We start from the raw sequence: 20,653 nt of genomic DNA on the forward strand, positions 1-20,653 counted from the left end.
AGAACGCTTCGATACTTCACGACAAGGAACTTTACCCAGCGGAAGGGGTTGTCCCGGGTTTGGGAAACTTGCATCCGCGCGCCTGTGGCGCGCGGTTCACTTCTCGCGACCGGAGGGAGCGAGAAGGACGTTTTGAACTAAATTTTGCGAGGAGTGGTTGCGCGCCCTGCGCGCAACCCGACGACGTAAAATTTAGAGGATGACCTTCCCGAGCGCGCTCGCGGCGAGTTCGACGGCCAGCTCCGCGGTCTGGTTGTGCTGGTCGAGGATCGGGTTGACCTCGACGAGTTCGAGACTCGTCAGCCGGTCGCTGTCGGCGAGGCACTCGGCCACGAGTTCCATCGACGCGTGGGCCTCCCGGTAGGAGACCCCGCCGCGTTCGGGGGTCCCGACGCCGGGGGCCTCCGTGGGATCGAGCCAGTCCAGATCGAGGCTGACGTGGACGCCGTCGGTGCCGTCCGAGGCGATCTGGAGGGCCTCCTCGACGACGTCGGTCACGCCGCGGTCGTCGATGTCGGTCATCGTGTAGGCGGTCACGTCGCTCTCGCGGATGTTCTCTCGCTCGCCCTCGTCGACGCTTCGGAGGCCGACGAGCGCGACGTTCTCCTCGGGGACGTTCGGGGCGAGCGCCCAGCCCGAATCGGCGAACTCGCCCTTCCCGAGGAGGGCGGCGAGGCTCATCCCGTGGACGTTCCCGCTGGGCGTGGTCGCCGGGGTGTTGAAGTCGCCGTGGGCGTCGAACCAGACGATGCCGGTCTCCCGCGAGTGGGAGATCCCGTTTGCGGTGCCGATGGCGATGGAGTGGTCACCGCCCAGAATCAGGGGGAATTCGCCGGCGGCGACGGTCTCGCCGATCTCGTGGGCGAGTTTCGTGCAGACGGCCTCGGTCTCGGCGAGGAACTTCGCGTCGCCGTCAGCAGGGGCGCCCGCATCGGGGTCCATCTCTTCTGGCCGGGGCACCTGTACGTCGCCGGCGTCGGTGCAGTTCGTGCCCAGGGCTTCGACGGCGTCTGCCAGCCCGGCGTAACGGATGGCCGAGGGACCCATGTCGACGCCGCGCCGGTCGGCCCCGAGGTCCATCGGCACGCCGATGATCCGCACGTCTCGCTCCATGCCACAGGAAACTCTCGCGAACCTACTTTACTACTGGTACTGGGCGCAGACCCGCTCGATGCCCTCCTCGAAGTCGATCTCGGGCTCCCAGCCGGTCGCGGCCCGCATCTTCGAGATGTCCGCGCAGGTGTCGTGGACGTAGACGTCCTCGGGAATGGGGTTCTCGACGTACTCGGGGTCGACGTCGGTCCCGAGTTCGTCGTTGAGCATCTCGACGACGGTGTTGAAGCTGTAGGCGTCGCCCGTGCCGAGGTTGTAGACACCGGTCAACTCGTTATCGGCGGTCGCCTCGATGCCGCGGACGATGTCATCGACGTGCGTGAAGTCGCGGGTCTGCTCACCGTCGCCGTAGAGGACGGGCGCCTCGCCGCTGGCGATGTCGTCGGCGAACTGGGCGATGACGTTGGCGTACTCGCCCTTGTGCTCTTCCGCGCCGCCGTAGCCCTGATAGACCGAGAAGAAGCGCAGGCCGGCGACGTTCATGTCGTGGTAGTTGGCGAAGTACTCGCCGTAGCGCTCGCGGGCGAGCTTCGAGGCCTCGTAGCCGGTGTTGACGGCCACGGGCATGTCCTCGGGCGAGGGCTCGGTCCGGCTGCCGTAGATCGACGAGGTCGTCGCGTAGACGACCGTCTCGCAGCCGGCCTCCCGGGCCTGCTCGACGGTGTTGACGAACCCCTCGACGTTGACGCGGGCGCCCTTCTGGGGGTCTTCCTCGTGCATGTTCAGCGAGGAGAGGGCGGCCAGGTGGAAGACGACGTCCACGTCCACCGGCAGGTCGTCCTCGAGGACGCTCGCGTCGACGAACTCGACCCCTTCGTCGAGGTTTTCGGGCGTCCCGAGGTAACAGTCGTCGAGGGCGATAACCTCGTTGTCGGCGGCGAGGTGGTTGGCCAGGTTCGACCCGATGAACCCGGCGCCCCCCGTCACCAGTACGCGTTGCGTCTCCATACCTGGACGTCTCAGTCGCTCGTCAAATGCGTATCGTTTCGAGGAGTATCTGCGTGGACGTTACGCGAATATTGCGTCGATCGCGCGATTCGGGACGCGAACGTGTCTCTATGGGGACCGACACCCGCCGGCTTTATGGAAAGCTACGACGAACGACCAGTAATGTCATCAATCGAACTCACACCGAGTCAGCAGAACATCCTCCAGGAGCTGGTGAACCTCCACCGCCAGTCCGAGTCCGCCGTCAAGGGTGAGGACATCGCCGAACAGGTCGACCGGAACCCCGGCACCATCCGCAACCAGATGCAGAGCCTGAAGGCTCTCCAGCTGGTCGAGGGCGTACCCGGCCCCAAAGGTGGCTACAAGCCGACCTCGAACGCCTACGAGGCCCTCCAGGTCCAGAACATGGACGAGGCCGCCGACGTCCCCCTCGAACACAACGGGGAGGCCGTGCCCAGCGCGAACGTCGAAGAGATCGACCTGACGAGCGTCCACCACCCCGAGGAGTGCCGCGCCGAGATCAAGCTCCAGGGCTCCATCTCGGCGTTCCACGAGGGGGACACGATGACCGTCGGCCCGACGCCGCTCTCGAAGCTCCGCATCATCGGCACCATCGAGGGGAAAGACGACACGAGCAACGTCCTCATCCTCACCATCGACGACATGAAGGCGCCCGTCGGCGAAGTCGAGAAGTAACCCCCGCGATCGGCCGCTCGTTCGGTTCCGACGAACCGTTCGTCCCGCGGACGTACTTTTCGACGCCCGTTCGAAACCACCGGTCTCGAAGCCGCTGCTCCGCGGATACCCTCTCCAGGGAGGGAGGCGATCGGATAAACCTGACGACAGCGGGATGGGGATTTCAAAGCCTTTGTATCGGGTGACTCCGCAGGTCCGGGTATGACCGACGACGTCGTCGTGCTCGGCTCCGGTTACGCCGGGGCAGGCGCGATCAAGAGTCTCGAATCGGAAGTCGGATCGGACGCGGACATCACCTGGATCTCGGACGTCGACTACCACCTCGTTCTCCACGAGTCCCACCGCTGTATCCGCGACCCCAGTATTCAGGAGAAGATCACGATCCCCGTCGAAGACATCAAGTCCCCGAGCACGCGCTTCCTCCAGCACGAAGTCGCGGACGTCGACACCGACGACCGGACCGTCGAACTCGACGACGGCTCCGAGGTCGACTACGACTACCTCCTCGTCGGGATCGGCTCCCGAACCGCCTTCTTCGGCATCGACGGCCTCCAGGAACACGCCCACACGCTGAAGAGCCTCGACGACGCGCTCGGCATCCACGACGACCTCAAGGAGGCCGCCCGCGAGGCCTCCCAGTCCGACCCCGCACAGGTCGTCGTCGGCGGCGCGGGTCTCTCGGGCATCCAGAGCGCCGGCGAGATCGCCGAGTTCCGCGACGATCACCGCGCCCCCATCGACATCCACCTCGTGGAGGGCCTCGACGAGATCTTCCCGGGCAACGATCCCGAGGTGCAGGGCGCCCTGCGCAAGCGCCTGGAAGCGCTCGACGTGAACATCATGACCGGCGAGTTCATCGGCGAGGTCGACGAGGAGACGGTCTACATCGGCGACGAGGCGGAACTCGACTACGACGTCCTGCTGTGGACGGGCGGGATCACCGGCCGCGACGCCGTCCGCGACGTGGACATCGAGAAGGACGAGCGCAACCACCGGATCAACACGGAGATGAACTTCCAGACGGAGGACGACCGCGTCTTCGCCATCGGCGACTGCGCCCTCATCGACCAGCCCGGCGAGAACCCCGCGCCGCCGACCGCGGAAGCGGCCTGGGAGGCGGCCGACCACGTCGGCGAGAACATCGCCCGCGCGATGCGCGGCCAGCCCCTCGAGGACTGGACGTTCAAGAGCAAGGGCACCGCCATCTCCGTCGGGGAGGACGCCGTCGCCCACGACGTGCAGTTCGTCCCGATGGAGACCTTCGGCGGGTTCCTCGCCCGGAACCTGAAGAAGGCCATCGCCGCCCGCTGGATCGCCTCCATCACCGGCCCCGGCCGCGCCGCGAAGGCGTGGCCCGACATGTAAGACTAAATTTTTACTTCGAGGGGATTCGCCTCCGGCGACCCCCTTTGCTCACGGGCGCCGAAGCCGCCCGTTCGCACGGTATGCGGGACCTCCGGTCCCGCACTACTCGCAAAAATTTAGTACAAAAACTTCCCGAACGCGAGCCACTGGCTCGCGTTCGGTGAACCGCCTCGCGGCTTCGCCGCTCGGCGGATGCTCGTTTTGGCTACTCCAGCCCCAGCCCCGCGTGCCACTCCTCGGCGCCCGACTCGGCGACCCGCTCGTCCATCTTCGCCAGCAGGTGCGTCGCGAGACTGGCCGTCTTCGCCGCTTTTCGCTCCCCTTCGGTCCGGAACTCGCCGGTAACGCGGTTGGCGTAGACCGTACAGACCGCGCCGGCCCGCAGGCCGTAGAGGTTCGCCAGCGTCAGGATGGCGCTGGCCTCCATCTCGAAGTTCAGGACGTTCGCCGCCCGCAACTCCTCGACCAGCTCGTCGCTCCCGCGGGCCGAAAAGTCCTCGAAGCCGGGGCGGCCCTGGCCGGCGTAGAAGGAGTCGGTCGAGCAGCTCAGGCCGACGTGGTAGTCGTAGTCCAGTCGCTCCGCGGCGGCCACGAGCGCGGCGACGACCGCGTGGTCGGCGACCGCCGGGTAATCCTCGCGGACGTACTCGTCGCTGGTCCCCTCCTGACGGACCGCGCCGCGTGTGATGACGAGGTCCCCTACGGCCGCCTCCTCGCGGATGGCGCCGCAGGACCCGACCCGGATCAGCGTCTCCGCGCCGACCCGGGCGAGTTCCTCGACGGCGATGGCCGCCGACGGACTGCCGATGCCGGTCGAGGTCACCGAAATCGGAGTTCCCTCGTAGGAACCGGTCGCAGTCCGGTACTCGCGGTGCTCGGCGACGACCGCGGCGTCGTCCCACGCGTCGGTGACCTTGGGGACGCGTTCGGGGTTGCCCGGGAGGAGCACGGTGTCGGCCACGTCCTCGGCGGTAACCTCGAGGTGGTACTGCTCGCCGTCGTTCGGGTCCTCGCTGGCCGCGCGGTCGGTCGACCCGCCGTCGTCGTCGCTCATTTCCCCAGGGTCTCGGCGCTGATTGCGTTCGGGAGCAGGTCGCCCAGCCGGTATTCGGGTGCGGCGTCGCCCTCGTCGCAGACGACGACCAGGTCGTCGTCGCAGAACTCGGTGAGGGTCTGGCGACACATTCCGCAGGGGGTCACGCCGTCGCGCTCGCCCGAGGAGACCGCGAGTCTGTCGAACTCGCGGTGGCCGCGCTTGACGGCTTCCCCGACCGCGACCTCCTCGGCGTGGAGACTGTTGCTGTAGTTGGCGTTCTCGATATTGCAGCCGGTGAAGACCGTGCCGTCCGCGGTCCGGAGCGCCGCCCCCACCCGGTACTCCGAGTAGGGGACGTGCGCCTGCTCCAGGGCGGTGCGTGCGCGCTCGAGTAACTCCTCCATGCGGGGAAGCCACGGAGCGCCCCGTCAAATACGCTTCCCCGCGCCGGAACGGTCCGATGATTTATCACGGTCTAGTGACGACTCGGGGACATGCGTGGTTCGCCCGACGTCTCCCGGTCGATCGCGGGGACCTATCTCGCCCTCAGCGGCGGCACCCTGGTCGCCGCGCTGACCGGTTTCGCGGGGGTCGCCGACCCGTGGCCCCCGTTCGCGCTGACCGGCGTCGTCGCCGGCGCCCTGGGGTACGCGCTGAGCGGGCGCATCGACCCGGAACGCATCGCGACGAGCACCCCGCTGTCCGTGTCGCTGATCCTCCCGCCGCTCGCCTCGCTGGTCTGGTTGATCGCACTTCTCGCCCACAATCCCGGGATCGGCCTCCAGACGCTGTTCGTGCGGCCGGCGACGCTCGGGGTCCTGGCCGTCGGCCCGGCGATGGCGCTGGTCGAGATGGGGACGCATCGGACGACCATCGCCCGCATCGAGCGCTCGACCGTGCTGTTGCGGTTCGAGGCGCGACCCAGTCAGCGCGAGCGACGGTTGACGTACGGCGCCCTGGCGGTCGGCCTGGGGGCAGTGGCGGGCCTGCTGGCCGTGCTGGTGGTGCTGGATCGGGGCTCGATCGCCGCCGTGCTCGGGTCGGTCATGCTGGGCGCGCTCTCCTTCGCCGCGCTCCGGACCGACCGGCAACGTGTCGTTCTGACGGACGCGGGCGTTGCCGTCGACGGCACCTTCATCGAGTGGGACGAGGTGGCGTCGTACGACCTCGACGCGGATCGGCTCGTCGTTCGGCCGGACGGGCTGTTGCGGGACGGCTACCGGTTCGATCTCGGTGGCGGTCCCGACCGCGAGGCAGTGCGGGACGCCCTCGAACGCGCCGGCGTCTAGACCGTCTCCTCGACCGTCGCGATAGCGTCGGCCATCAACTCGTCGACGTCGTCGCTCTCGGCGTAGAGCCGTATGTACGGCTCCGTCCCGCTGGGCCGAACGAGCAGCCAGGACGCGTCCGGGAAAGACAGCCGGACGCCGTACTCCGTCTCGACGGTCGCCTCCGGGAACTTTTCGGGGAGACGCTCTTCCAGGGTCACCATGACGGCGGGCTTTCGCTCGTCGGGACAGGCCACGTCGTCCTTCCGGTAGGGGCGTTCGGTGATGGGTTCGACGAGGCCGGCGAGTCCCGACGCCGCGAGCAATCGGGTCAGGACAGCGGCGCTGACCACGCCGTCGATCCAGTCGCCGAAGCCCGTGTGGAGGTGTTTCCACGGCTCGGCCGCGAAGGCCGCCTCGGTCTCCTCGTCGCCGGCCTCGCGGACCGCGGCGAGTCCCTCGTGGAGCTGTCCGAGAGCCGTTCGCTCGACGCGGCCACCGACCGCTGTGACGCGCTCGTCGATGCGCGCGGAGGCGTTCGGCGTCGTGACGACGACCGGGTCGCTCGCCTCGCTCTCGCGAACGTACCGTTCGGCGAGGACGGCGAGTACGGTGTCCTCGTGGACCACGTCGCCGTCGGCGTCGACGACGACGATCCGGTCTGCGTCGCCGTCGTGTCCGATGCCGACGTCGGCGTCGCCGTCCGCGACGAACGCGCGCAGGTCGGCCAGGCTCTCCGGCGTCGGCTTGCTCTCCCGGCCGGGGAAGTGGCCGTCGACGGTGGCGTTCAGCGCGCGGACGTCCGCGCCGAGCGCCCGGAGCACCTGCGGCGTCGCGACGCTCGCCATCCCGTTACCGCAGTCCACGGCGACGGTCAGGTCCGCCGGCGACGCGCCGAATCCCTCGGCGTAGTCCACCACGGCGTCACGGTACCGGTCCAGGACGTCGAGCGTCGACGCGCCGCCCCACTCGTCCCACGGCGCCGGTGCCGTGCCGGACTCGACGCGCTCGTCGATCCGTCGCTCGGCGTCACCGTCGTACTCCTGCCCGTCGACGAACAGTTTGAGGCCGTTGTCGGCGGGCGGGTTGTGGCTGGCGGTGACCATCACGCCGCGTCGGTCCTGCGAGGCGTAGGCGAGTGCGGGCGTCGGGACGGCGCCGACGTCGCGGACGGTCGCGCCGCCGCTCTCGAGGCCCGCCTGGACGGCCGTGGCGATGCCGTCGCTCGTCTCCCTGCCGTCTCGTCCGAGGACGAACTCGGTGCCGTCGGCCGCCGCGGCGCGACCCACCGCGAGCGCCAGCTCCGGCGTCACGGCGTCGGCGACGGGGCCGCGGATCCCCGCGGTTCCGAACAGTGTCATACACCGACGAAGAAGCGACAGCCACTTAGAGGGCGGCGGTCCGCCCGGCTCAGAGCTCGACGCCGGAGGGAATCAGAGAGCGGTTCCGGAGGAGGCTCCCGTCGCCGTCGTAGACGAGCAGCGTCCGTTCCTCGGTCGTGTAGGTGTCGCCGCCCGCGATATCGATCTCGAGGGCGTAGCAGCCGCGCGACTCGCTCTCGGCCGTGTCGTAGGCTCGCGCGGCGTCGACCAGCCCGAGGACGGCGTCGGCATCGGCGTTGACTTCGAGGACGAACTCGCCGGTCAGGCGCTCGGTGACCGCGAGTACGCCGTCGGCGTCTGGCGCCTCGACGTCGGTCTGGAAGCGGAAGGCGAGATCGAGGTCCGTTCCGGGTGTAAGGCGCGTCTCGAGCTCGTCCGACGGGCCGTCGTACTCGATTCGGACCGTCGGCTGCTCGGCTGGATCGTCCCCGGCCTCGCGCAGTTCGAGCGTGAAGTAATCGCGCCTCATTCGGTAGTTGCGTCTACGGCGTCGGCACCAATGAACGTAACGCCTGTTACGACCGACGGGGCGGTTCCGGCGTGGGGATTTTTGACAGTTCGCCCCGGGGGACTGGTATGGTCTGGGTCAAGTCGGCGTACGCAGAGGAACTCGCCGTCCTCGCCGCGTGGCTGAGCGCGCTCCTCCCCTGGTCGATCTCCGTCTCGCTCGGGGAGATCCAGGGCGGATCGCTGATCGAATTTCACTTCCCCTTCCTGCTGATCCGCGTGCTGTTCGGGATCGAAGTGCCGGGCCCGAACCCGCTCGTCATGTTCCCGTGGGAGGCCATCGGCTTCTACAGCGAGGCCCCGGGTCCCCTCCCCTTCGCCGCCTGGACGGTCGGTGCGGCCGTGATCGGCCTCGCCGTCCTGTTGAGTCTGGGAATGTACGCGTTCGAGGACCGATTCGAGACGTCGCGGCTCGACCCGGTCCGGGTCATGGGCGGTCTCCTGCTGGTCGCCGCCCTCTTCCACACCGCCGCGAGCGCCCTGCTGCAGTTCGGTGGGCTGCCCATCGAGGGCGTGGCGACCGACAGTTTCCCGGGCCTCCTGGTACCCGTCGGCGTCGTCTTCCAGTTCGCCTTCGCGTACACCCTGCTCCGGGTGGACCGCGTCGACGACCCACCCGAGGGAGCGAGTGGCGCCCCGCCCGCGGAAACAGGTGACCCGACGACCCCGACCGCTGCGGACGGGGCGGACGCGGTTGGAGACGACTCGCCAGCGAGCGGCGAGTGAGCGACGTCCAGGCGGACGCCACCTATCAGCGGTCGTGACTAAACGTGCGGAAACGGGTGGCGCATTTAAGTAAGTGGGTCCGTTACCGCAAGTAACGCGACCGACGGACGCGACGGGGACGATCTATGGCAGGACAGCACGCGAGCGCGGGCGACGACGTCGGAGACAGTCGGGTCGAAGAGGTCCGCCGCTGGCTCTCCTACACCGCCGACCTGCTCCGGGGAACCACGCTGCCGGTCCAGAACTACGATCCGGACAAACACGACCGGCTCATCTCCTTCGACGGCCTCGCCGACTACGAGGAACTCGACCGCTACTGGCTCAACGTCCCCTTCTCGTTCGTCTCGATCAACTACGACCACGACGACGACAAACACCGCTACCACGTCGTCGAACCCCGCCTCGACGAACTGGAGGCGGACCTGCTCGACCGGCTGGCCGAGGACATCCGCGAACCGCTGCTCTACCGGGACGAGGTGGCCGACGACCCCGAACTGGCGCTGCGCGAGGAGCTGAAGAATCGCCTCGAGGGGTACGGCGTCGACGTCGGTCTCGAGACCTATTACCGGCTGTTCTACTACCTGCACCGCCGCTTTCACGGCTACGGGCGGATCGACCCGATCATGCACGACCCCCACGTCGAGGACATCTCCTGCGACGGCCCCGAACTCCCCATCTTCGTCTACCACGACGACTACACCGACGTCGAATCGAACGTCACCTTCGAGCGCGAGGAGCTCTCGAACTTCGTCATCCAGCTGGCCCAGCGTTCGGGCCGCCACGTCAGCGTCTCCGACCCCGTCGTCTCCGCGACGCTGCCAGACGGCTCCCGGATCGAACTCGCGCTCGGCGAGGAGGTGACGCCGCGGGGGTCGGCCTTCACCATCCGGAAGTACGCCGACGAGCCGTTCACGCCCATCGACCTGCTGGAGTACGGGACGGCGAACCTCGACATGCTCGCCTTCCTCTGGCTGGCCATCGAGAACAACCGGTCGCTGTTGTTCGCGGGCGGGACCGCCGCCGGGAAGACCACCTCGATGAACGCCGTCTCGATGTTCGTCCCGCCGCGCTCGAAGGTGCTGACGATCGAGGACACGCGCGAACTGTCGCTGTATCACGACAACTGGCTCTCGTCGGTGACCCGCGAGCGCCTGGACGACGACGACATCACGATGTACGACCTGCTGCGGTCGGCGCTCCGCCACAGGCCGGAATACATCATCGTCGGCGAGGTCCGGGGCGAGGAAGCGATCACCCTGTTCCAGGCGATGAACACCGGGCACACGACGTTCTCGACGATGCACGCCGACAGCGTCCAGACGGTGATCAACCGGCTCGAGAACGAGCCGATCAACGTCCCGCGTCCGATGGTCCAGTCGCTGGACGTGCTCTGCGTGCAGGTGCTGACCCGGACCGGCGGCGAGCGCGTCCGGCGGATGCGTACCCTCGCCGAGATCGAGGGGATCGACCAGCGGACCGGCGAACTCGACTACTCGAACACCTACAACTGGAAAGCGACCGAGGACACCTTCACCAACAGCGGGAGCGACCTGCTCGAGGAGATCCGCGACGAGCGCGGCTGGAGCCAGTCGGAGTTGCTCCGCGAACTCCGCAACCGCAAGAAGTTCCTCCGGTACCTCCGCGAGGAGGGCGTCCACGACTACCGGCGGTTCACGGCCATGGTGAACAAGTACTACGCGGACGCCGACGAGGTCCTCGACCGGATCGAGGACGCCGGCGTCGAAGTGGAGACCTGACATGGTCTCCGTACTGGCCCTTCTCCCGGCGCTTTTCGCCCTGGCACTCGGAAGCCTCCTGCTCGCGGCGGGGTCGAGCACCCGCGTGAACCGACGCCTGACCCGGATCGCACGCGGCACGTTCGGCCGGTTCGTCGACGAGGACCGACTCGACCGCGAGGAACTGCTCCAGGCCGCGTACGTGCCCGAGACCTACCGGGCGTACGCGGCGAAGTCGTACCTCTACGCGGTCCTGTTCGCGGTCCTGGGCGGCATCGTCGGGGGCTACGGCGTCGCCGGGTTCGTCGTCGCGATCCCGGCCATCGGGGGGCTCGTGGCCGGCCTGCCGAACACGATGACGGCCGTCCTGGGTCAGCCGTCGACCTGGTCGCTTGAACTGCCGCCGGACGTGTTCCTGGCCGTCGCCGTGACCGGCGGCCTCGTCGCGGGACTCATTTCGGGCGTCCTCGCGTACGTCATGCGGTGGCAACAGCTCGCCAGCCGGGCCGAGGCCCGCCGCCGACGGATCAACGAGAGCCTGGCCCGGACCGTCGCCTTCCTCTACGCGCTCTCCCGGGGCGGGATGCCGTTCCCGGTCGTCATGCGAACCCTCGCGGACAACAAGGGGATCTACGGCGAGAGCGCCCGCGAGATGTCCGTCGCCGTCCGGCAGATGGACCTGTTCGGCACCGACATGATAAACGCCATCCGCCGGACCTCCCAGCGGACGCCCAGCGAGGAGTTCAAGACCTTCAGCGAGAACCTCTCGAGCGTCCTCCAGAGCGGGCAGAGCCTCCCGCAGTTCCTCCGCGACCAGTACGAGCGCTACCAGGAGGAGGCAGAAGAGCGCCAGGAGGAACTACTCGAACTGCTGGCGACAATCGCCGAGGCCTACGTGACCGTACTGGTCGCCGGGACCCTCTTCCTGATCACCATCCTGCTCGTGTTCGGGCTGACGACGACCGACACGCTCTGGATCCTCCAGTTGCTCGGCTACCTGGCCATCCCGCTGGCGAACCTCGGGTTCATGGTGTTCCTGAACCAGCGCCTGGAACTCCTGGGGATCGGCAGCGACGGGACCTCGGTCCCCGACGCGTCCTCGCTCGTCAGCGGCGGGGCGACCGACGCGAACGTGACCGCGGCGGACGGCGGACAGGCCCGGGCCATCGGCGACAACTTCGAGCGACTGGCCGTCTACGACCGGCTCCAGCGCTACCGGCGCGTCGCCAGTTCGCCCTTCCAGACGGTCCTCCGCGACCCGACGACGCTCTTGTACGTGACGATCCCGCTGGCGCTCGTCGTCACGCTGTTCAGACTGCCCGCGGCGCTCACCGGCGTCGGGGTCAACGTGCGCGTCCTCGACGACCTGCTCGTCCAGGCGCTCCTCTTCGTCCTCGGGAGCTACGCGATCGTCCGGTTCGTCTACAAGCGCAGACTCACCCGGATCGAGGCGGCCTCGCCGGAACTGCTCGAACGCCTGGCCAGCCTCAACGAGGCCGGGATGTCGGTGGTCGAGAGCTTCAACCGCGTCCGCGGGAGCGACCTGGGTGCGCTGACCGACGAGATCGAGCGCATCTGGGCGGACATCAACCTCGGGGCGAACGTCGAGGCGGCGCTGGTCCGCTTCGGGCAGCGCGTCCGGACCATCCCGGTCACCCGGGCCGTGACGCTCCTGACGAACGCGATGCGGGCGAGCGGGTCGATCGGTGCCGTGTTGCGCATCGCGGGGACGCAGGCGCGGGCGGACCTGCGGATGAAACGCCAGCGCCGCCGGCAGATGCTGACCTACCTGGTCGTCATCTACGTGGCCTTCCTGGTCTTCCTGGTGATCATCATCGCCGTCGAGGAGGTGCTGGTGCCGAGCCTGCCCAACAGCGTGCCGACGCCGCCCTCGGACAACCGGCTCGGCGTCGACGCGAGTCAGTTCGCCCGCTTCGGTAGCGTCGACAAGGCCGCATACACCCTCATCTTCTTCCACATCGGCCTGATGCAGGCCTTCTTCTCGGGGCTCATCGGCGGCCAGCTCGGCGAGGGATCGGTCCGCGACGGCGTCAAACACGCAGCGATCCTGATGACCGTGGCCTACCTCATCTTCCTCCTGTTGTCCTCGCCGGTCGCGTCGATGAACATGCAGGGCCAGTTCGGTGGCACCGACGAGGTCACCGTCGAGTCCGCGTCGCTCTCCGAGGGCGGCTTCATCGTCGTCCGCGAGAACTCCCCGGAGGGCGACATCATCGGCGTCAGCGGCTACCTCCCCGCCGGGACCTCGAAGGACGTGACGATCGAACTGGACCAGGAAGTCGAGGGCGAGGAGACCGTCGTACTGATACCACACCAGGACACGGACGAGGACCGGACCTTCGAGTACGACGGTGGCGAGGTCGACGCCGTCTATCCGCCCGGCGTCGAAGCCACCCAGGTCGAGTTCACCTTCGACTAGCGCAACAGACTTGCCCGCCGGGCCGGAACCGCCGGCATGGACGACGAGCCCGGCCGCGCGACCGTCCGGGACACCTACGACCGGATCGCCGCCCACTTCTCCGCCACCCGCGAGTACGCCTGGCCGGAGGTCGAGTCCTTCCTCGCCGACGGCGAGCACTGCGCCGTCGGCCTCGACCTGGGCTGTGGGAACGGTCGCCACGCCGAACCGCTCGCCGGCCTCGCCGACCGCGTGCTGGCAGTCGACGTGAGCCGGGGCCTGCTCGAGGAAGCCCGGGACCGGGTGGCCGGCACCGACGCCGAGGGAGCCGTCCGGCTCGTTCAGGCCGACGCCGCGTCCCTGCCGATCCGCGCCGACGCCGTGGACGTGGCCGTCTACGTCGCCACGCTGCACCACCTCCCCGAGCGGGACCTCCGGGTCGCGAGTCTGGACGAACTCGCCCGCGTGCTCGACCCGGACGGTCGCGCGCTGGTCAGCGCCTGGAGCACGGCCCACGATCGGTTCGACGCCGAGGAGGGGTTCGATACGACCGTCGACTGGACGCTCCCGGGCGGTGAGCGCGTCCCCCGCTTCTATCACATCTACAGCCCAGCGGAGTTCCGCGCGGATCTGGACGCGAGCGGGCTGGCGCCGGTCGAGGTGTTCGTCTCCAGCGGGAACTGTTACGCCGTGGTGGCCGACGGCGAAGGGAAAGGGACATAAATCGGCGCACGGTACGCCAACCTGCTACCTCGCGCCGTGGCGACCCAGCCTGGATCACTGGTGACCCCGGTCGGGGCGGCATTCGGAACACGTGCGGCGATGTCTCACCGAGCGAAGCGAGGTGAGGCCAGGCGCACGAGTGAACGAAGTGAACGACCTGCGGCGATGGTCTAGTGGTAGGACCTGAGCCTTCCAAGCTCATGGCCCGGGTTCAAATCCCGGTCGCCGCATTGCGAGGCGCGAACGACTGTGAGCGCCTCGGTTCGCGAACGGCGAGTTTACGAGCCGTGAGCGGGCGCTCGCAAACCGCGAGCGACGAATGCGCCAGGAGGCGATTTGAACCCTGGAAGTCACAGCCCGCACAGCCGAGCCTTGCGAGGCGAGCAGGAATGTCTTCCTCCGGTTCAAATTCCGACCGACGAAGTCGGTCGGCGTGCGCGACGGTAGTCGCGCACTCCCGGTCGCCGCAATCCGAGGCACGAACGACTGTGAACGCCTCGTTTCGCGAACGATTGTGAGCGCTTCGGGGCAATATCGAGTGGGCCTCGTAATCCTACACGAAAAACCGATTGATAGGGCTCTGAGACCTTCAGGACGCCGTTCACGAAGACACTTGAGTGACAATATCGTACGGACGAGACGACAATGGACGACCACCCAGAGCGTCGCCGGTACTACCCGGTCGAGGAGAACGTGCCGCTGAGCGAGGCGGTGCGAGAGGCGGTGCAGGACCACGAGCACTCCTCGCTGAGTATGGACGAACTGACGCTCTACGATACGATCAACCCGGACGCGATCGACATGCTGTTCGAGGACACGACCGACCTCGACGTCTCGGTCCAGATCAACCTCACGAACGTCACGGTGAGCATCTGGAGCGACGACGGGATCGACATCCGGGTGACGGAAAAGATCGAGTAGCGGTCACTCTGTCAGTCGCCAGCCGTCGTCCGCGGCCGCGACCACCTCGCGGCGTTCCATCTCGGCCATCACTTCCTCGAAGCGGTCTGGCTGAGCGATCTCCATCTCGATGCGTTCGATGCCGTGGACCGACCGGAGCAGCCGACGGATCTCGGTCTCGGTGTGGACGTCGCCGTCGGCCTGGGCCATGACGTCGCTCACGAGGTCGATCATGTCCTCGACGAAGTTCCATGGGTAGACGACCCAGGTCCACTCGGCCAGGCGCTCGCCGACGAAGTCGGGTTCGAAAGAGCTGGTGCCGAGCAACTGGAGGGTGGCGGTACGGACCTCGTCGCAGTCGCGCTCGGTCACGTACTCGTGGGCGCGGCTGATGGAGCCGCCGGTGTCGGCGATATCGTCGACGATGAGGACGTCTTTGCCCGCGACGGAGCCCTCTGGCATGGGGTAGCGGACCTGCGGTTCGTCGGTCTTCTCGGCCGCGCCGACGTAGTGTTCCATTTTGAGGCTCGTCAGGTCGTCGAGGCCCAGGAAATCACACAGGCAGCGGCCGGCGAACCAGCCGCCGCGGGCCAGCGCGACGACCACGTCGGGCTCGAACTCGGCGGCTTTGACCTGATCGCTGACGTCGCGGCAGAGGCCGTAGATGTACTCCCAGTTCGTGATCGTGCAGTCGAAATCATCCGGCAGGTCGGACACGGACAGTCACCGTTTGCCCCAGCGAGCGCCCACGACTTGAACCCCACCGACTGACTCGTCGTGAGGGACACGGAGAACGGTCGGCGATCAGGGTTCGACGGTTTCCCAGGTGTCCGAGGTGATCCGCGCATCGGCGCTGTCGGGGTAGTAGATAGCGAGTCGGCCGTCTTCGTCCTCTGTGGCTTCGAGGTCTGGGGCGTTCTCCTGCCCGGTGTCGCGCGCGGGCTCGACCAGCGGCAGGTCGCGGTCTGGGATCGAGGCGAGCGACTGGCCCTGGCCGTCGGACTCGTCGGCGTCGGGTGTCCGGAGGCGGCGCGACTCGGCGACGTCCGCTTCCGAGACTGAAAAGGCCGACCCGAGTTCGAGCGACGGGAACACCGAAACGCGGCGGCGCAGGCCGGCGAGAGCGCCGCGAACGTACCCGACCACCGTCTCCCGCAGCGACGCGCCTGCGGGCGAATCCTCCCCGCTCGGGGAGTCGCCTTCGTAGGGCTGCTGGGTGGGCGTGTTACCCATACCCACAGATACGCGCCGCAGTACTAAACGGTTGTGTCGGGGTGGTATTCACCTCGCCAGGCGATACCATTATGTCTCGGCTGTCCGTCCCTGGCGACACTGTGACGGATCAGGGGAAACCCGGCGACGTCCCCGCCGACCGGGTACAGGTGCTCGACGAGGACGGTCACGTCCGCGAGGACGCGTCGGTGCCCGACATCAGCGACGAGCGGCTGGTCGAGATGTACCGCCAGCTCCGGCTCGCCCGCCACTTCGACGAGCGGGCGATCAGTCTCCAGCGCCAGGGGCAGATCGGCACCTATCCCTCGCTCGCGGGCCAGGAGGCGGCGCAGATCGGGTCGACCCACGCGCTGGCCGACGACGACTGGATCAGCTACCAGTACCGCGAGCACGGGGCCGTGATCGCCCGGGGACTGGCACCGGAGTACCTGCTCTACTGGATGGGCCACGAGCGGGGCAACGAGTGGCTGGCCGAGAAGAACGTCTTCCCGCTGAACATCTCCATCGCGAGCCACCTGCCCCACGCGACCGGGATGGCCTGGGCCGCGAAACTGAAAGGCGACGATCACGCCGTGATGTGTCACTTCGGCGACGGCGCGACGAGCGAGGGCGACTTCCACGAGGCGCTGAACTTCGCCGGCGTGTTCGACGTGCCCGCGATCTTCTTCTGTAACAACAACCAGTACGCGATCTCGCACCCACGACAGCGCCAGACGGCGAGCCCAACGATCGCGGGGAAAGCCGACGCCTACGGCATCGACGGCATCCAGGTCGACGGGATGGACCCCCTGGCCGTCTACGAGGTGACCCGGCAGGCGGTCCGGAAGGCCAAGGAGCCCGAGGGCGAGCAGTGTCGACCGACGCTCGTCGAGGCGGTGATGTATCGCTTCGGCGCGCACACGACGGCCGACGACCCCTCGGTCTATCGCGACGACGAGGAGGTCGCGGCCTGGAAGGAGCGCGACCCGATCCCGCGACTGGAGACCTTCCTCCGCGAGCGCGGGCTCCTGGACGACGAAGGCGTTGAGGCCATCGAGGCGTCCGTCCAGGACACGGTCGCAGACTGCATCGACGCTGTCTCGTCGTACGAACCCGACCCAGAGCAACTGTTCGCGAACGCCTACGAGACGGACACGCCGCGGATCCGCGAGCAGCGCGAGGCGTTCCGCCGGCTTCGCGAACGCCACGGTGACGCGGCGTTGCTCGACGAGGACTGACGGGTAGACGGGGCTACAGCTCGATCCGTTCGACGATCCGGTCTTCGTCCTCGCGTTCGTTGATCGCGACGATGCGGAGCCGGTCTTCCAGCCCCGATCCCCTGACCTTCGCCTTCAGGAGGTTGTCGACCTGGTAGACGCCGGCGGCGTTGGTCATCTCGATCTCGATGAGGACGGCGTTGTCCTCGCCGGGGTGGAGCGTGACCTCCTTGATCGCTTGGCTGGAGACGGTGTTGATGCCGCGACCGCCCCGTTCGTAGGGGATGCGCGAGCGGCCCTGCTCCATGTCCAGCGCGTCGGCGACGCGGACGACCCCGGCCTCCAGGGTCAGCGGGTCCTCCTCGACGTGGTGACAGAGGATCGCGTGCAGGGTTTCGCCCTTCATGCGGACCGCGTCGGCCACGTCGTACCCGAGATCGGCGAGGATCCGGTCCAGCAGGTCCGCTGCGAGCGGGATGGAGTAGTAGGGGTGCTCGTCGCGGTGGACGACGTGCCCGATGTCGTGCAGGGTCGCGGCCAGGCAGACGATGACCGGCTCGTCGGCCTCGTCGAGGCCCTGATCCCGCGCGCCGTTGAACTCGACGCCCTCCCCCTTGAGGAGGTCGTAGAGACAGAGCGCCCGGTTGCGGACGATCTCGACGTGTTTCTTTCCGTGGTCGTTGTACCGCTTGCGTGCGACGGGGTTGACGTTCTGTGCCTCCAGGTAGGCCTGTACCTCCTCGTCGTCGTCGACGTACGCGAGTGCCTCGTTCAATCGCTCGTCGGGGAAGGCGTGCTCCGCGTCGGGATCGTACACCCGCCCGTCGCCGCCCTGACCCGGGTCGCTCTCGCCGGTTGCGTCGCTCATGGTCACCCGGTCGCGCTCGACGTAAAAAAGGACTCGGTGGTGGTCGGGTCGCGGCGCGGTCTCAGGCCTCTGCGGCCGCGGACTCGACGGCGTCGTAGTCCGGTTCGACGCCGGGGTCGTCGCTGACCCACGCGTAGGTGACCTCGCCGTCGCCGTTCACGACGAAGACCGCGCGCTTGGCGACGTCGTGGACGCCGAGTTCGGCGAAGTCCATGCCGATGTCGTACTGCTCGATGAGCTTCTTGTCGGCGTCGCTGATGAGGCCGAAGTTCAGGTCGAGCTTGTCGCGGAACTCGTTGAGCGCGAACGGGGAGTCGACGCTGATCCCGTAGACCGTCGCGTCGATCTCCTCGAAGTCGGCCATGCGGTCGCGGAACTCGGTCATCTCGTGGGAGCAGACGCTCGTGAACGCGCCGGGGAAGAAGGCCAGGACCAGCGGGGCGTCGCCGAGGTTCTCCGAGAGGGTGAAGGACTCGATGTCGCCGTTCGCGAGCGGTGCGGTGAAGTCGGGGGCGTCGTCGCCTACGTCTACCATGACGATGAGTCGTTCGGGCGGGCGCGGGATTACTGTTGTGCCATCGACCCGGCGCGAGAACGCCCGTGTCGCCGTTGTCGGGGACTGGTTTTGAGCAAAAAGCCTATAATAGGCCTCGGGTTATGCTCAGATACAGATGACCGGACTATTCCCGTTAATCGTTCCCGGGGTTCCCGGTGGGCCGGAGCTGCTCGTGATCCTGCTCATCGCGATCCTGCTGTTCGGCGCGAACAAGATCCCCGAACTCGCCCGCTCGTCGGGACAGGCGATCGGCGAGTTCCAGAAGGGCCGCGAAGAGATCGAAGAAGAACTTGAAGAGATGAAAGAGGGCGGCACCGACACCACGTCGACCGACGCCGACGCGACGACGGACACCGACGCTTCGGTCGGCTCCGAGGTCGACTCGGAAGTCGACTCCACGACCGAGAAGAGCAGCGAATCCTCGAGCAACTAGGCCGACAGGACACTTCTTCCGGCTCACTGCCGACGATCGATTCACCCGTGTAGCGGTGGCACTGCGGAACGGTCGGGAGACTCAGGCCTGCGGATCGGCCCCGCACTCGCGGCAGGTGAACGAGAACCGGCCGTCGTCGGTAAAGCCCATCCCGTGGTCGGTCTCCTCGCCGCACTCGCTGCAGTAGACCAGGGCATCGAGTTCGTCCCAGTCGTGTTTGGAGTCGGGCGCGCCGATGGCGAGGCCGCGGACCAGTTCGTCGGTCTCGTTCCCGCCGGTCTGGTACTCGCCCTTCTCGAACCGGATGGCGCCGTCGGCGGGGACGTCGACCGTCTCCTCGAGCGTCTCGAACGTCGCCGTCCCCTCGAGGACGTAGAACACCTCTTCCTGATCGTGGTGACGGTGCATCCCGCCGGAGAAGGATTCGCCGGGCTGAAGTTCGAAGTAGTTGAAGGCGAAGTCGGTCGTCCCGAGCGCGTCCGAGACGGGTTTGCGGACCGAGTGGACTCCCAGCGGGTTGTTCTGAATCTCGACGTCATCTACTGCGACTTTCTCCATAGACTCTCCTGCGCTCGAACCGACATAACCGTTGGGAGCGAAGAGAAACGATTTTTCCGCGACCTGCGCAAGTGCGTGCAGGGCGTGTGGCCTAGCGGACAGGGCGAGAGGTTCCTAACCTCTCGATCCCGGGTTCGAATCCCGGCACGCCCGTGCAACGAGGCGCGTAGCGCCGAGTGAACCGGAACCGGGATTCGAGCCCTGCCAGTCGCAGCGGCCGAACGTAGTGAGGCCGACCGTCTGGCTCCGGTTCGAATCCCGGCACGCCCGCTCCCTCCGGTCGCGGGCGTGCCGACGTCCCACTCGCTCACTTCGTTCGCTCGCGGGGCTCCCGGCACGCCCTCGAATAGGTTCCTACGAAGGAACAATCAGTTGTGGAGTATATTCCATCGGATGAAAATCGGGAACAAACTTTTTGGTGGATCACGGGCGACCTTCGAACGCAGTATGGCACGAACGGAACGGTCCGGCTCCGGGCAGGAAGACCGGGACGGAGACGACAGCGACCGCGGGTCCGAGATGCCGACACCGGGCGGACTCCGCGGGCTGGTGTAACCCGGGAACAGGGCGTCCCGCGAGGGACGAACCACAGTGGAGCGAACCAATTTTTTGCGACCGTCGGTCAACGCCGGCCGCCAGAGACGCCGGGAGTGAGACTCACCGTCGCACCGTCCGAGAGCCGCGTCGCCGCACCGTCGCCGTTCCTGACGTTTTCCTCGTCGACGAGGACGTTGATGTGCGGTCGCAGATCCCCGTCCCCGTCGAACAGTAAGGGACCGAGGCTGTCGTACTCGTCGGCCAGCGCCGAGAGCGCCTCGCCGACCGTCGTCCCCTCGTCGTACTCCCGCCGGAGTCGCTTCTCGCCCACGCTATCCCTGATCGTGGCGTAACAGACGAATTCGACGTCCATGACAGTCCGTCCGCACGTCAGGAGGTTAAGGCCGGCGACGGGTGAACGTCGGTGCCGATTTCGCCACGAGTCGTTACCAC

Annotated in this window: 22 protein-coding genes and 2 tRNA genes; 12 read left to right on the top strand and 12 right to left on the bottom strand. The window is 67.5% G+C overall.

Features of this window, described 5'->3' with window-relative positions; all coding sequences use genetic code 11:
* Window positions 1-192: 192 nt before the first annotated feature.
* A complete protein-coding gene (rocF, locus tag U5918_RS17400) occupies window positions 193-1,113 on the bottom strand; it encodes an arginase (protein ID WP_336003087.1) in 921 nt (306 codons plus the stop codon).
* 30 nt (window positions 1,114-1,143) lie between these two features.
* Window positions 1,144-2,061, bottom strand: coding sequence for an NAD-dependent epimerase/dehydratase family protein (locus tag U5918_RS17405; protein WP_336003089.1), 918 nt, complete (start codon window positions 2,059-2,061; stop codon window positions 1,144-1,146).
* Between the two features lie 162 nt (window positions 2,062-2,223).
* Between U5918_RS17405 and U5918_RS17410 the strand changes: the two genes are divergently transcribed.
* Together U5918_RS17410 and U5918_RS17415 are read left to right on the top strand one after the other, a co-directional pair.
* Complete coding sequence (locus tag U5918_RS17410) at window positions 2,224-2,757, top strand: Rrf2 family transcriptional regulator (protein WP_336003091.1); 534 nt, start codon at window positions 2,224-2,226, stop codon at window positions 2,755-2,757.
* 201 nt (window positions 2,758-2,958) lie between these two features.
* Window positions 2,959-4,122: an NAD(P)/FAD-dependent oxidoreductase gene (locus U5918_RS17415; RefSeq protein WP_336003092.1), complete on the top strand. Its 1,164-nt coding sequence runs from the start codon at window positions 2,959-2,961 to the stop codon at window positions 4,120-4,122.
* Between the two features lie 205 nt (window positions 4,123-4,327).
* Here U5918_RS17415 and U5918_RS17420 read toward each other — a convergent pair whose 3' ends face one another.
* The gene (locus tag U5918_RS17420; protein WP_336003093.1) at window positions 4,328-5,176 is read right to left on the bottom strand and encodes a nucleoside phosphorylase; all 849 of its coding nucleotides are present in this window, start codon (window positions 5,174-5,176) and stop codon (window positions 4,328-4,330) included.
* A complete protein-coding gene (gene cdd / locus U5918_RS17425) occupies window positions 5,173-5,562 on the bottom strand; it encodes a cytidine deaminase (RefSeq protein WP_336003094.1) in 390 nt (129 codons plus the stop codon). The genes U5918_RS17420 and cdd overlap by 4 nt, the downstream gene beginning before the upstream one ends.
* A gap of 90 nt (window positions 5,563-5,652) precedes the next feature.
* Between cdd and U5918_RS17430 the strand changes: the two genes are divergently transcribed.
* Entirely contained in the window at window positions 5,653-6,447 is a 795-nt protein-coding gene (locus tag U5918_RS17430) for a hypothetical protein (RefSeq protein ID WP_336003096.1), read from the top strand.
* Here U5918_RS17430 and U5918_RS17435 read toward each other — a convergent pair.
* Both U5918_RS17435 and U5918_RS17440 read right to left on the bottom strand, forming a co-directional pair.
* Window positions 6,444-7,787, bottom strand: coding sequence for a phosphohexomutase domain-containing protein (locus U5918_RS17435; RefSeq protein ID WP_336003098.1), 1,344 nt, complete (start codon window positions 7,785-7,787; stop codon window positions 6,444-6,446). The two genes, U5918_RS17430 and U5918_RS17435, sit on opposite strands and share 4 nt — an antisense overlap.
* 49 nt (window positions 7,788-7,836) lie before the next feature.
* Window positions 7,837-8,277 (bottom strand): DUF5793 family protein, encoded by a 441-nt coding sequence (locus U5918_RS17440; RefSeq protein WP_336003099.1) that lies wholly within the window; start codon window positions 8,275-8,277, stop codon window positions 7,837-7,839.
* Window positions 8,278-8,384: 107 nt separating this feature from the next.
* On the opposite strand from U5918_RS17440, the gene U5918_RS17445 reads away from it, so the two are divergent.
* The 6 genes from U5918_RS17445 to U5918_RS17470 all read left to right on the top strand — a co-directional run bounded on the left by U5918_RS17445 (window position 8,385) and on the right by U5918_RS17470 (window position 14,840).
* Window positions 8,385-9,041, top strand: a complete 657-nt coding sequence (locus U5918_RS17445) for a DUF7549 family protein (RefSeq protein WP_336003101.1) — start codon at window positions 8,385-8,387, stop codon at window positions 9,039-9,041.
* A gap of 125 nt (window positions 9,042-9,166) precedes the next feature.
* Window positions 9,167-10,798 carry a type II/IV secretion system ATPase subunit gene (locus U5918_RS17450; RefSeq protein ID WP_336003103.1) on the top strand — a complete coding sequence of 544 codons (1,632 nt, stop codon included), beginning with the start codon at window positions 9,167-9,169 and terminating at the stop codon, window positions 10,796-10,798.
* Window position 10,799: 1 nt separating this feature from the next.
* The gene (locus U5918_RS17455; protein WP_336003105.1) at window positions 10,800-13,217 is read left to right on the top strand and encodes a type II secretion system F family protein; all 2,418 of its coding nucleotides are present in this window, start codon (window positions 10,800-10,802) and stop codon (window positions 13,215-13,217) included.
* A 36-nt stretch (window positions 13,218-13,253) separates the two neighbouring features.
* A complete protein-coding gene (locus U5918_RS17460) occupies window positions 13,254-13,919 on the top strand; it encodes a class I SAM-dependent methyltransferase (RefSeq protein ID WP_336003107.1) in 666 nt (221 codons plus the stop codon).
* A 159-nt stretch (window positions 13,920-14,078) separates the two neighbouring features.
* Window positions 14,079-14,149, top strand: a tRNA-Gly gene (locus tag U5918_RS17465).
* A gap of 415 nt (window positions 14,150-14,564) precedes the next feature.
* A complete protein-coding gene (locus U5918_RS17470) occupies window positions 14,565-14,840 on the top strand; it encodes a HalOD1 output domain-containing protein (protein ID WP_336003109.1) in 276 nt (91 codons plus the stop codon).
* 3 nt (window positions 14,841-14,843) lie between these two features.
* Here the strand turns inward: U5918_RS17470 and U5918_RS17475 are convergent, their stop codons facing one another.
* Complete coding sequence (locus U5918_RS17475) at window positions 14,844-15,536, bottom strand: phosphoribosyltransferase (protein ID WP_336003111.1); 693 nt, start codon at window positions 15,534-15,536, stop codon at window positions 14,844-14,846.
* 87 nt (window positions 15,537-15,623) lie between these two features.
* Complete coding sequence (locus U5918_RS17480; RefSeq protein ID WP_336003113.1) at window positions 15,624-16,052, bottom strand: hypothetical protein; 429 nt, start codon at window positions 16,050-16,052, stop codon at window positions 15,624-15,626.
* A 101-nt stretch (window positions 16,053-16,153) separates the two neighbouring features.
* Between U5918_RS17480 and pdhA the strand changes: the two genes are divergently transcribed.
* On the top strand, window positions 16,154-17,269 hold the full coding sequence (gene pdhA / locus U5918_RS17485) for a pyruvate dehydrogenase (acetyl-transferring) E1 component subunit alpha (RefSeq protein WP_336003114.1): 1,116 nt from the start codon (window positions 16,154-16,156) through the stop codon (window positions 17,267-17,269).
* A 13-nt stretch (window positions 17,270-17,282) separates the two neighbouring features.
* On the opposite strand, the gene U5918_RS17490 is transcribed toward pdhA, so the two are convergent.
* Together U5918_RS17490 and U5918_RS17495 are read right to left on the bottom strand one after the other, a co-directional pair.
* Complete coding sequence (locus tag U5918_RS17490) at window positions 17,283-18,116, bottom strand: HD domain-containing protein (protein WP_336003116.1); 834 nt, start codon at window positions 18,114-18,116, stop codon at window positions 17,283-17,285.
* 61 nt (window positions 18,117-18,177) lie between these two features.
* Window positions 18,178-18,651, bottom strand: a complete 474-nt coding sequence (locus U5918_RS17495) for a peroxiredoxin (protein ID WP_336003118.1) — start codon at window positions 18,649-18,651, stop codon at window positions 18,178-18,180.
* Window positions 18,652-18,787: 136 nt separating this feature from the next.
* On the opposite strand from U5918_RS17495, the gene tatA reads away from it, so the two are divergent.
* Entirely contained in the window at window positions 18,788-19,105 is a 318-nt protein-coding gene (gene tatA / locus U5918_RS17500) for a twin-arginine translocase TatA/TatE family subunit (protein ID WP_336003119.1), read from the top strand.
* An 81-nt stretch (window positions 19,106-19,186) separates the two neighbouring features.
* On the opposite strand, the gene U5918_RS17505 is transcribed toward tatA, so the two are convergent.
* Window positions 19,187-19,663, bottom strand: a complete 477-nt coding sequence (locus U5918_RS17505; protein WP_336003120.1) for a cupin domain-containing protein — start codon at window positions 19,661-19,663, stop codon at window positions 19,187-19,189.
* A gap of 80 nt (window positions 19,664-19,743) precedes the next feature.
* Here U5918_RS17505 and U5918_RS17510 point away from each other — a divergent pair.
* A tRNA-Arg gene (locus tag U5918_RS17510) sits at window positions 19,744-19,816 on the top strand.
* A gap of 469 nt (window positions 19,817-20,285) precedes the next feature.
* Here the strand turns inward: U5918_RS17510 and U5918_RS17515 are convergent.
* Window positions 20,286-20,573: a ubiquitin-like small modifier protein 1 gene (locus U5918_RS17515; RefSeq protein WP_336003122.1), complete on the bottom strand. Its 288-nt coding sequence runs from the start codon at window positions 20,571-20,573 to the stop codon at window positions 20,286-20,288.
* Window positions 20,574-20,653: the final 80 nt, after the last annotated feature.

The sequence above is a fragment of the Halorientalis sp. LT38 genome, from assembly GCF_037031225.1.
Classification (GTDB): Archaea; Halobacteriota; Halobacteria; order Halobacteriales; family Haloarculaceae; genus Halorientalis; species Halorientalis halophila.

What these genes read in the sequence shown, in the direction of transcription:
- rocF (WP_336003087.1), bottom strand. Translation starts at nt 1,113, where the DNA reads ATGGAGCGAGACGTGCGGATCATCGGCGTGCCGATGGACCTCGGGGCC.
- U5918_RS17405 (WP_336003089.1), bottom strand. Translation starts at nt 2,061, where the DNA reads ATGGAGACGCAACGCGTACTGGTGACGGGGGGCGCCGGGTTCATCGGG.
- U5918_RS17410 (WP_336003091.1), top strand. Translation starts at nt 2,224, where the DNA reads ATGTCATCAATCGAACTCACACCGAGTCAGCAGAACATCCTCCAGGAG.
- U5918_RS17415 (WP_336003092.1), top strand. Translation starts at nt 2,959, where the DNA reads ATGACCGACGACGTCGTCGTGCTCGGCTCCGGTTACGCCGGGGCAGGC.
- U5918_RS17420 (WP_336003093.1), bottom strand. Translation starts at nt 5,176, where the DNA reads ATGAGCGACGACGACGGCGGGTCGACCGACCGCGCGGCCAGCGAGGAC.
- cdd (WP_336003094.1), bottom strand. Translation starts at nt 5,562, where the DNA reads ATGGAGGAGTTACTCGAGCGCGCACGCACCGCCCTGGAGCAGGCGCAC.
- U5918_RS17430 (WP_336003096.1), top strand. Translation starts at nt 5,653, where the DNA reads ATGCGTGGTTCGCCCGACGTCTCCCGGTCGATCGCGGGGACCTATCTC.
- U5918_RS17435 (WP_336003098.1), bottom strand. Translation starts at nt 7,787, where the DNA reads ATGACACTGTTCGGAACCGCGGGGATCCGCGGCCCCGTCGCCGACGCC.
- U5918_RS17440 (WP_336003099.1), bottom strand. Translation starts at nt 8,277, where the DNA reads ATGAGGCGCGATTACTTCACGCTCGAACTGCGCGAGGCCGGGGACGAT.
- U5918_RS17445 (WP_336003101.1), top strand. Translation starts at nt 8,385, where the DNA reads ATGGTCTGGGTCAAGTCGGCGTACGCAGAGGAACTCGCCGTCCTCGCC.
- U5918_RS17450 (WP_336003103.1), top strand. Translation starts at nt 9,167, where the DNA reads ATGGCAGGACAGCACGCGAGCGCGGGCGACGACGTCGGAGACAGTCGG.
- U5918_RS17455 (WP_336003105.1), top strand. Translation starts at nt 10,800, where the DNA reads ATGGTCTCCGTACTGGCCCTTCTCCCGGCGCTTTTCGCCCTGGCACTC.
- U5918_RS17460 (WP_336003107.1), top strand. Translation starts at nt 13,254, where the DNA reads ATGGACGACGAGCCCGGCCGCGCGACCGTCCGGGACACCTACGACCGG.
- U5918_RS17470 (WP_336003109.1), top strand. Translation starts at nt 14,565, where the DNA reads ATGGACGACCACCCAGAGCGTCGCCGGTACTACCCGGTCGAGGAGAAC.
- U5918_RS17480 (WP_336003113.1), bottom strand. Translation starts at nt 16,052, where the DNA reads ATGGGTAACACGCCCACCCAGCAGCCCTACGAAGGCGACTCCCCGAGC.
- U5918_RS17490 (WP_336003116.1), bottom strand. Translation starts at nt 18,116, where the DNA reads ATGAGCGACGCAACCGGCGAGAGCGACCCGGGTCAGGGCGGCGACGGG.
- U5918_RS17495 (WP_336003118.1), bottom strand. Translation starts at nt 18,651, where the DNA reads ATGGTAGACGTAGGCGACGACGCCCCCGACTTCACCGCACCGCTCGCG.
- tatA (WP_336003119.1), top strand. Translation starts at nt 18,788, where the DNA reads ATGACCGGACTATTCCCGTTAATCGTTCCCGGGGTTCCCGGTGGGCCG.
- U5918_RS17505 (WP_336003120.1), bottom strand. Translation starts at nt 19,663, where the DNA reads ATGGAGAAAGTCGCAGTAGATGACGTCGAGATTCAGAACAACCCGCTG.
- U5918_RS17515 (WP_336003122.1), bottom strand. Translation starts at nt 20,573, where the DNA reads ATGGACGTCGAATTCGTCTGTTACGCCACGATCAGGGATAGCGTGGGC.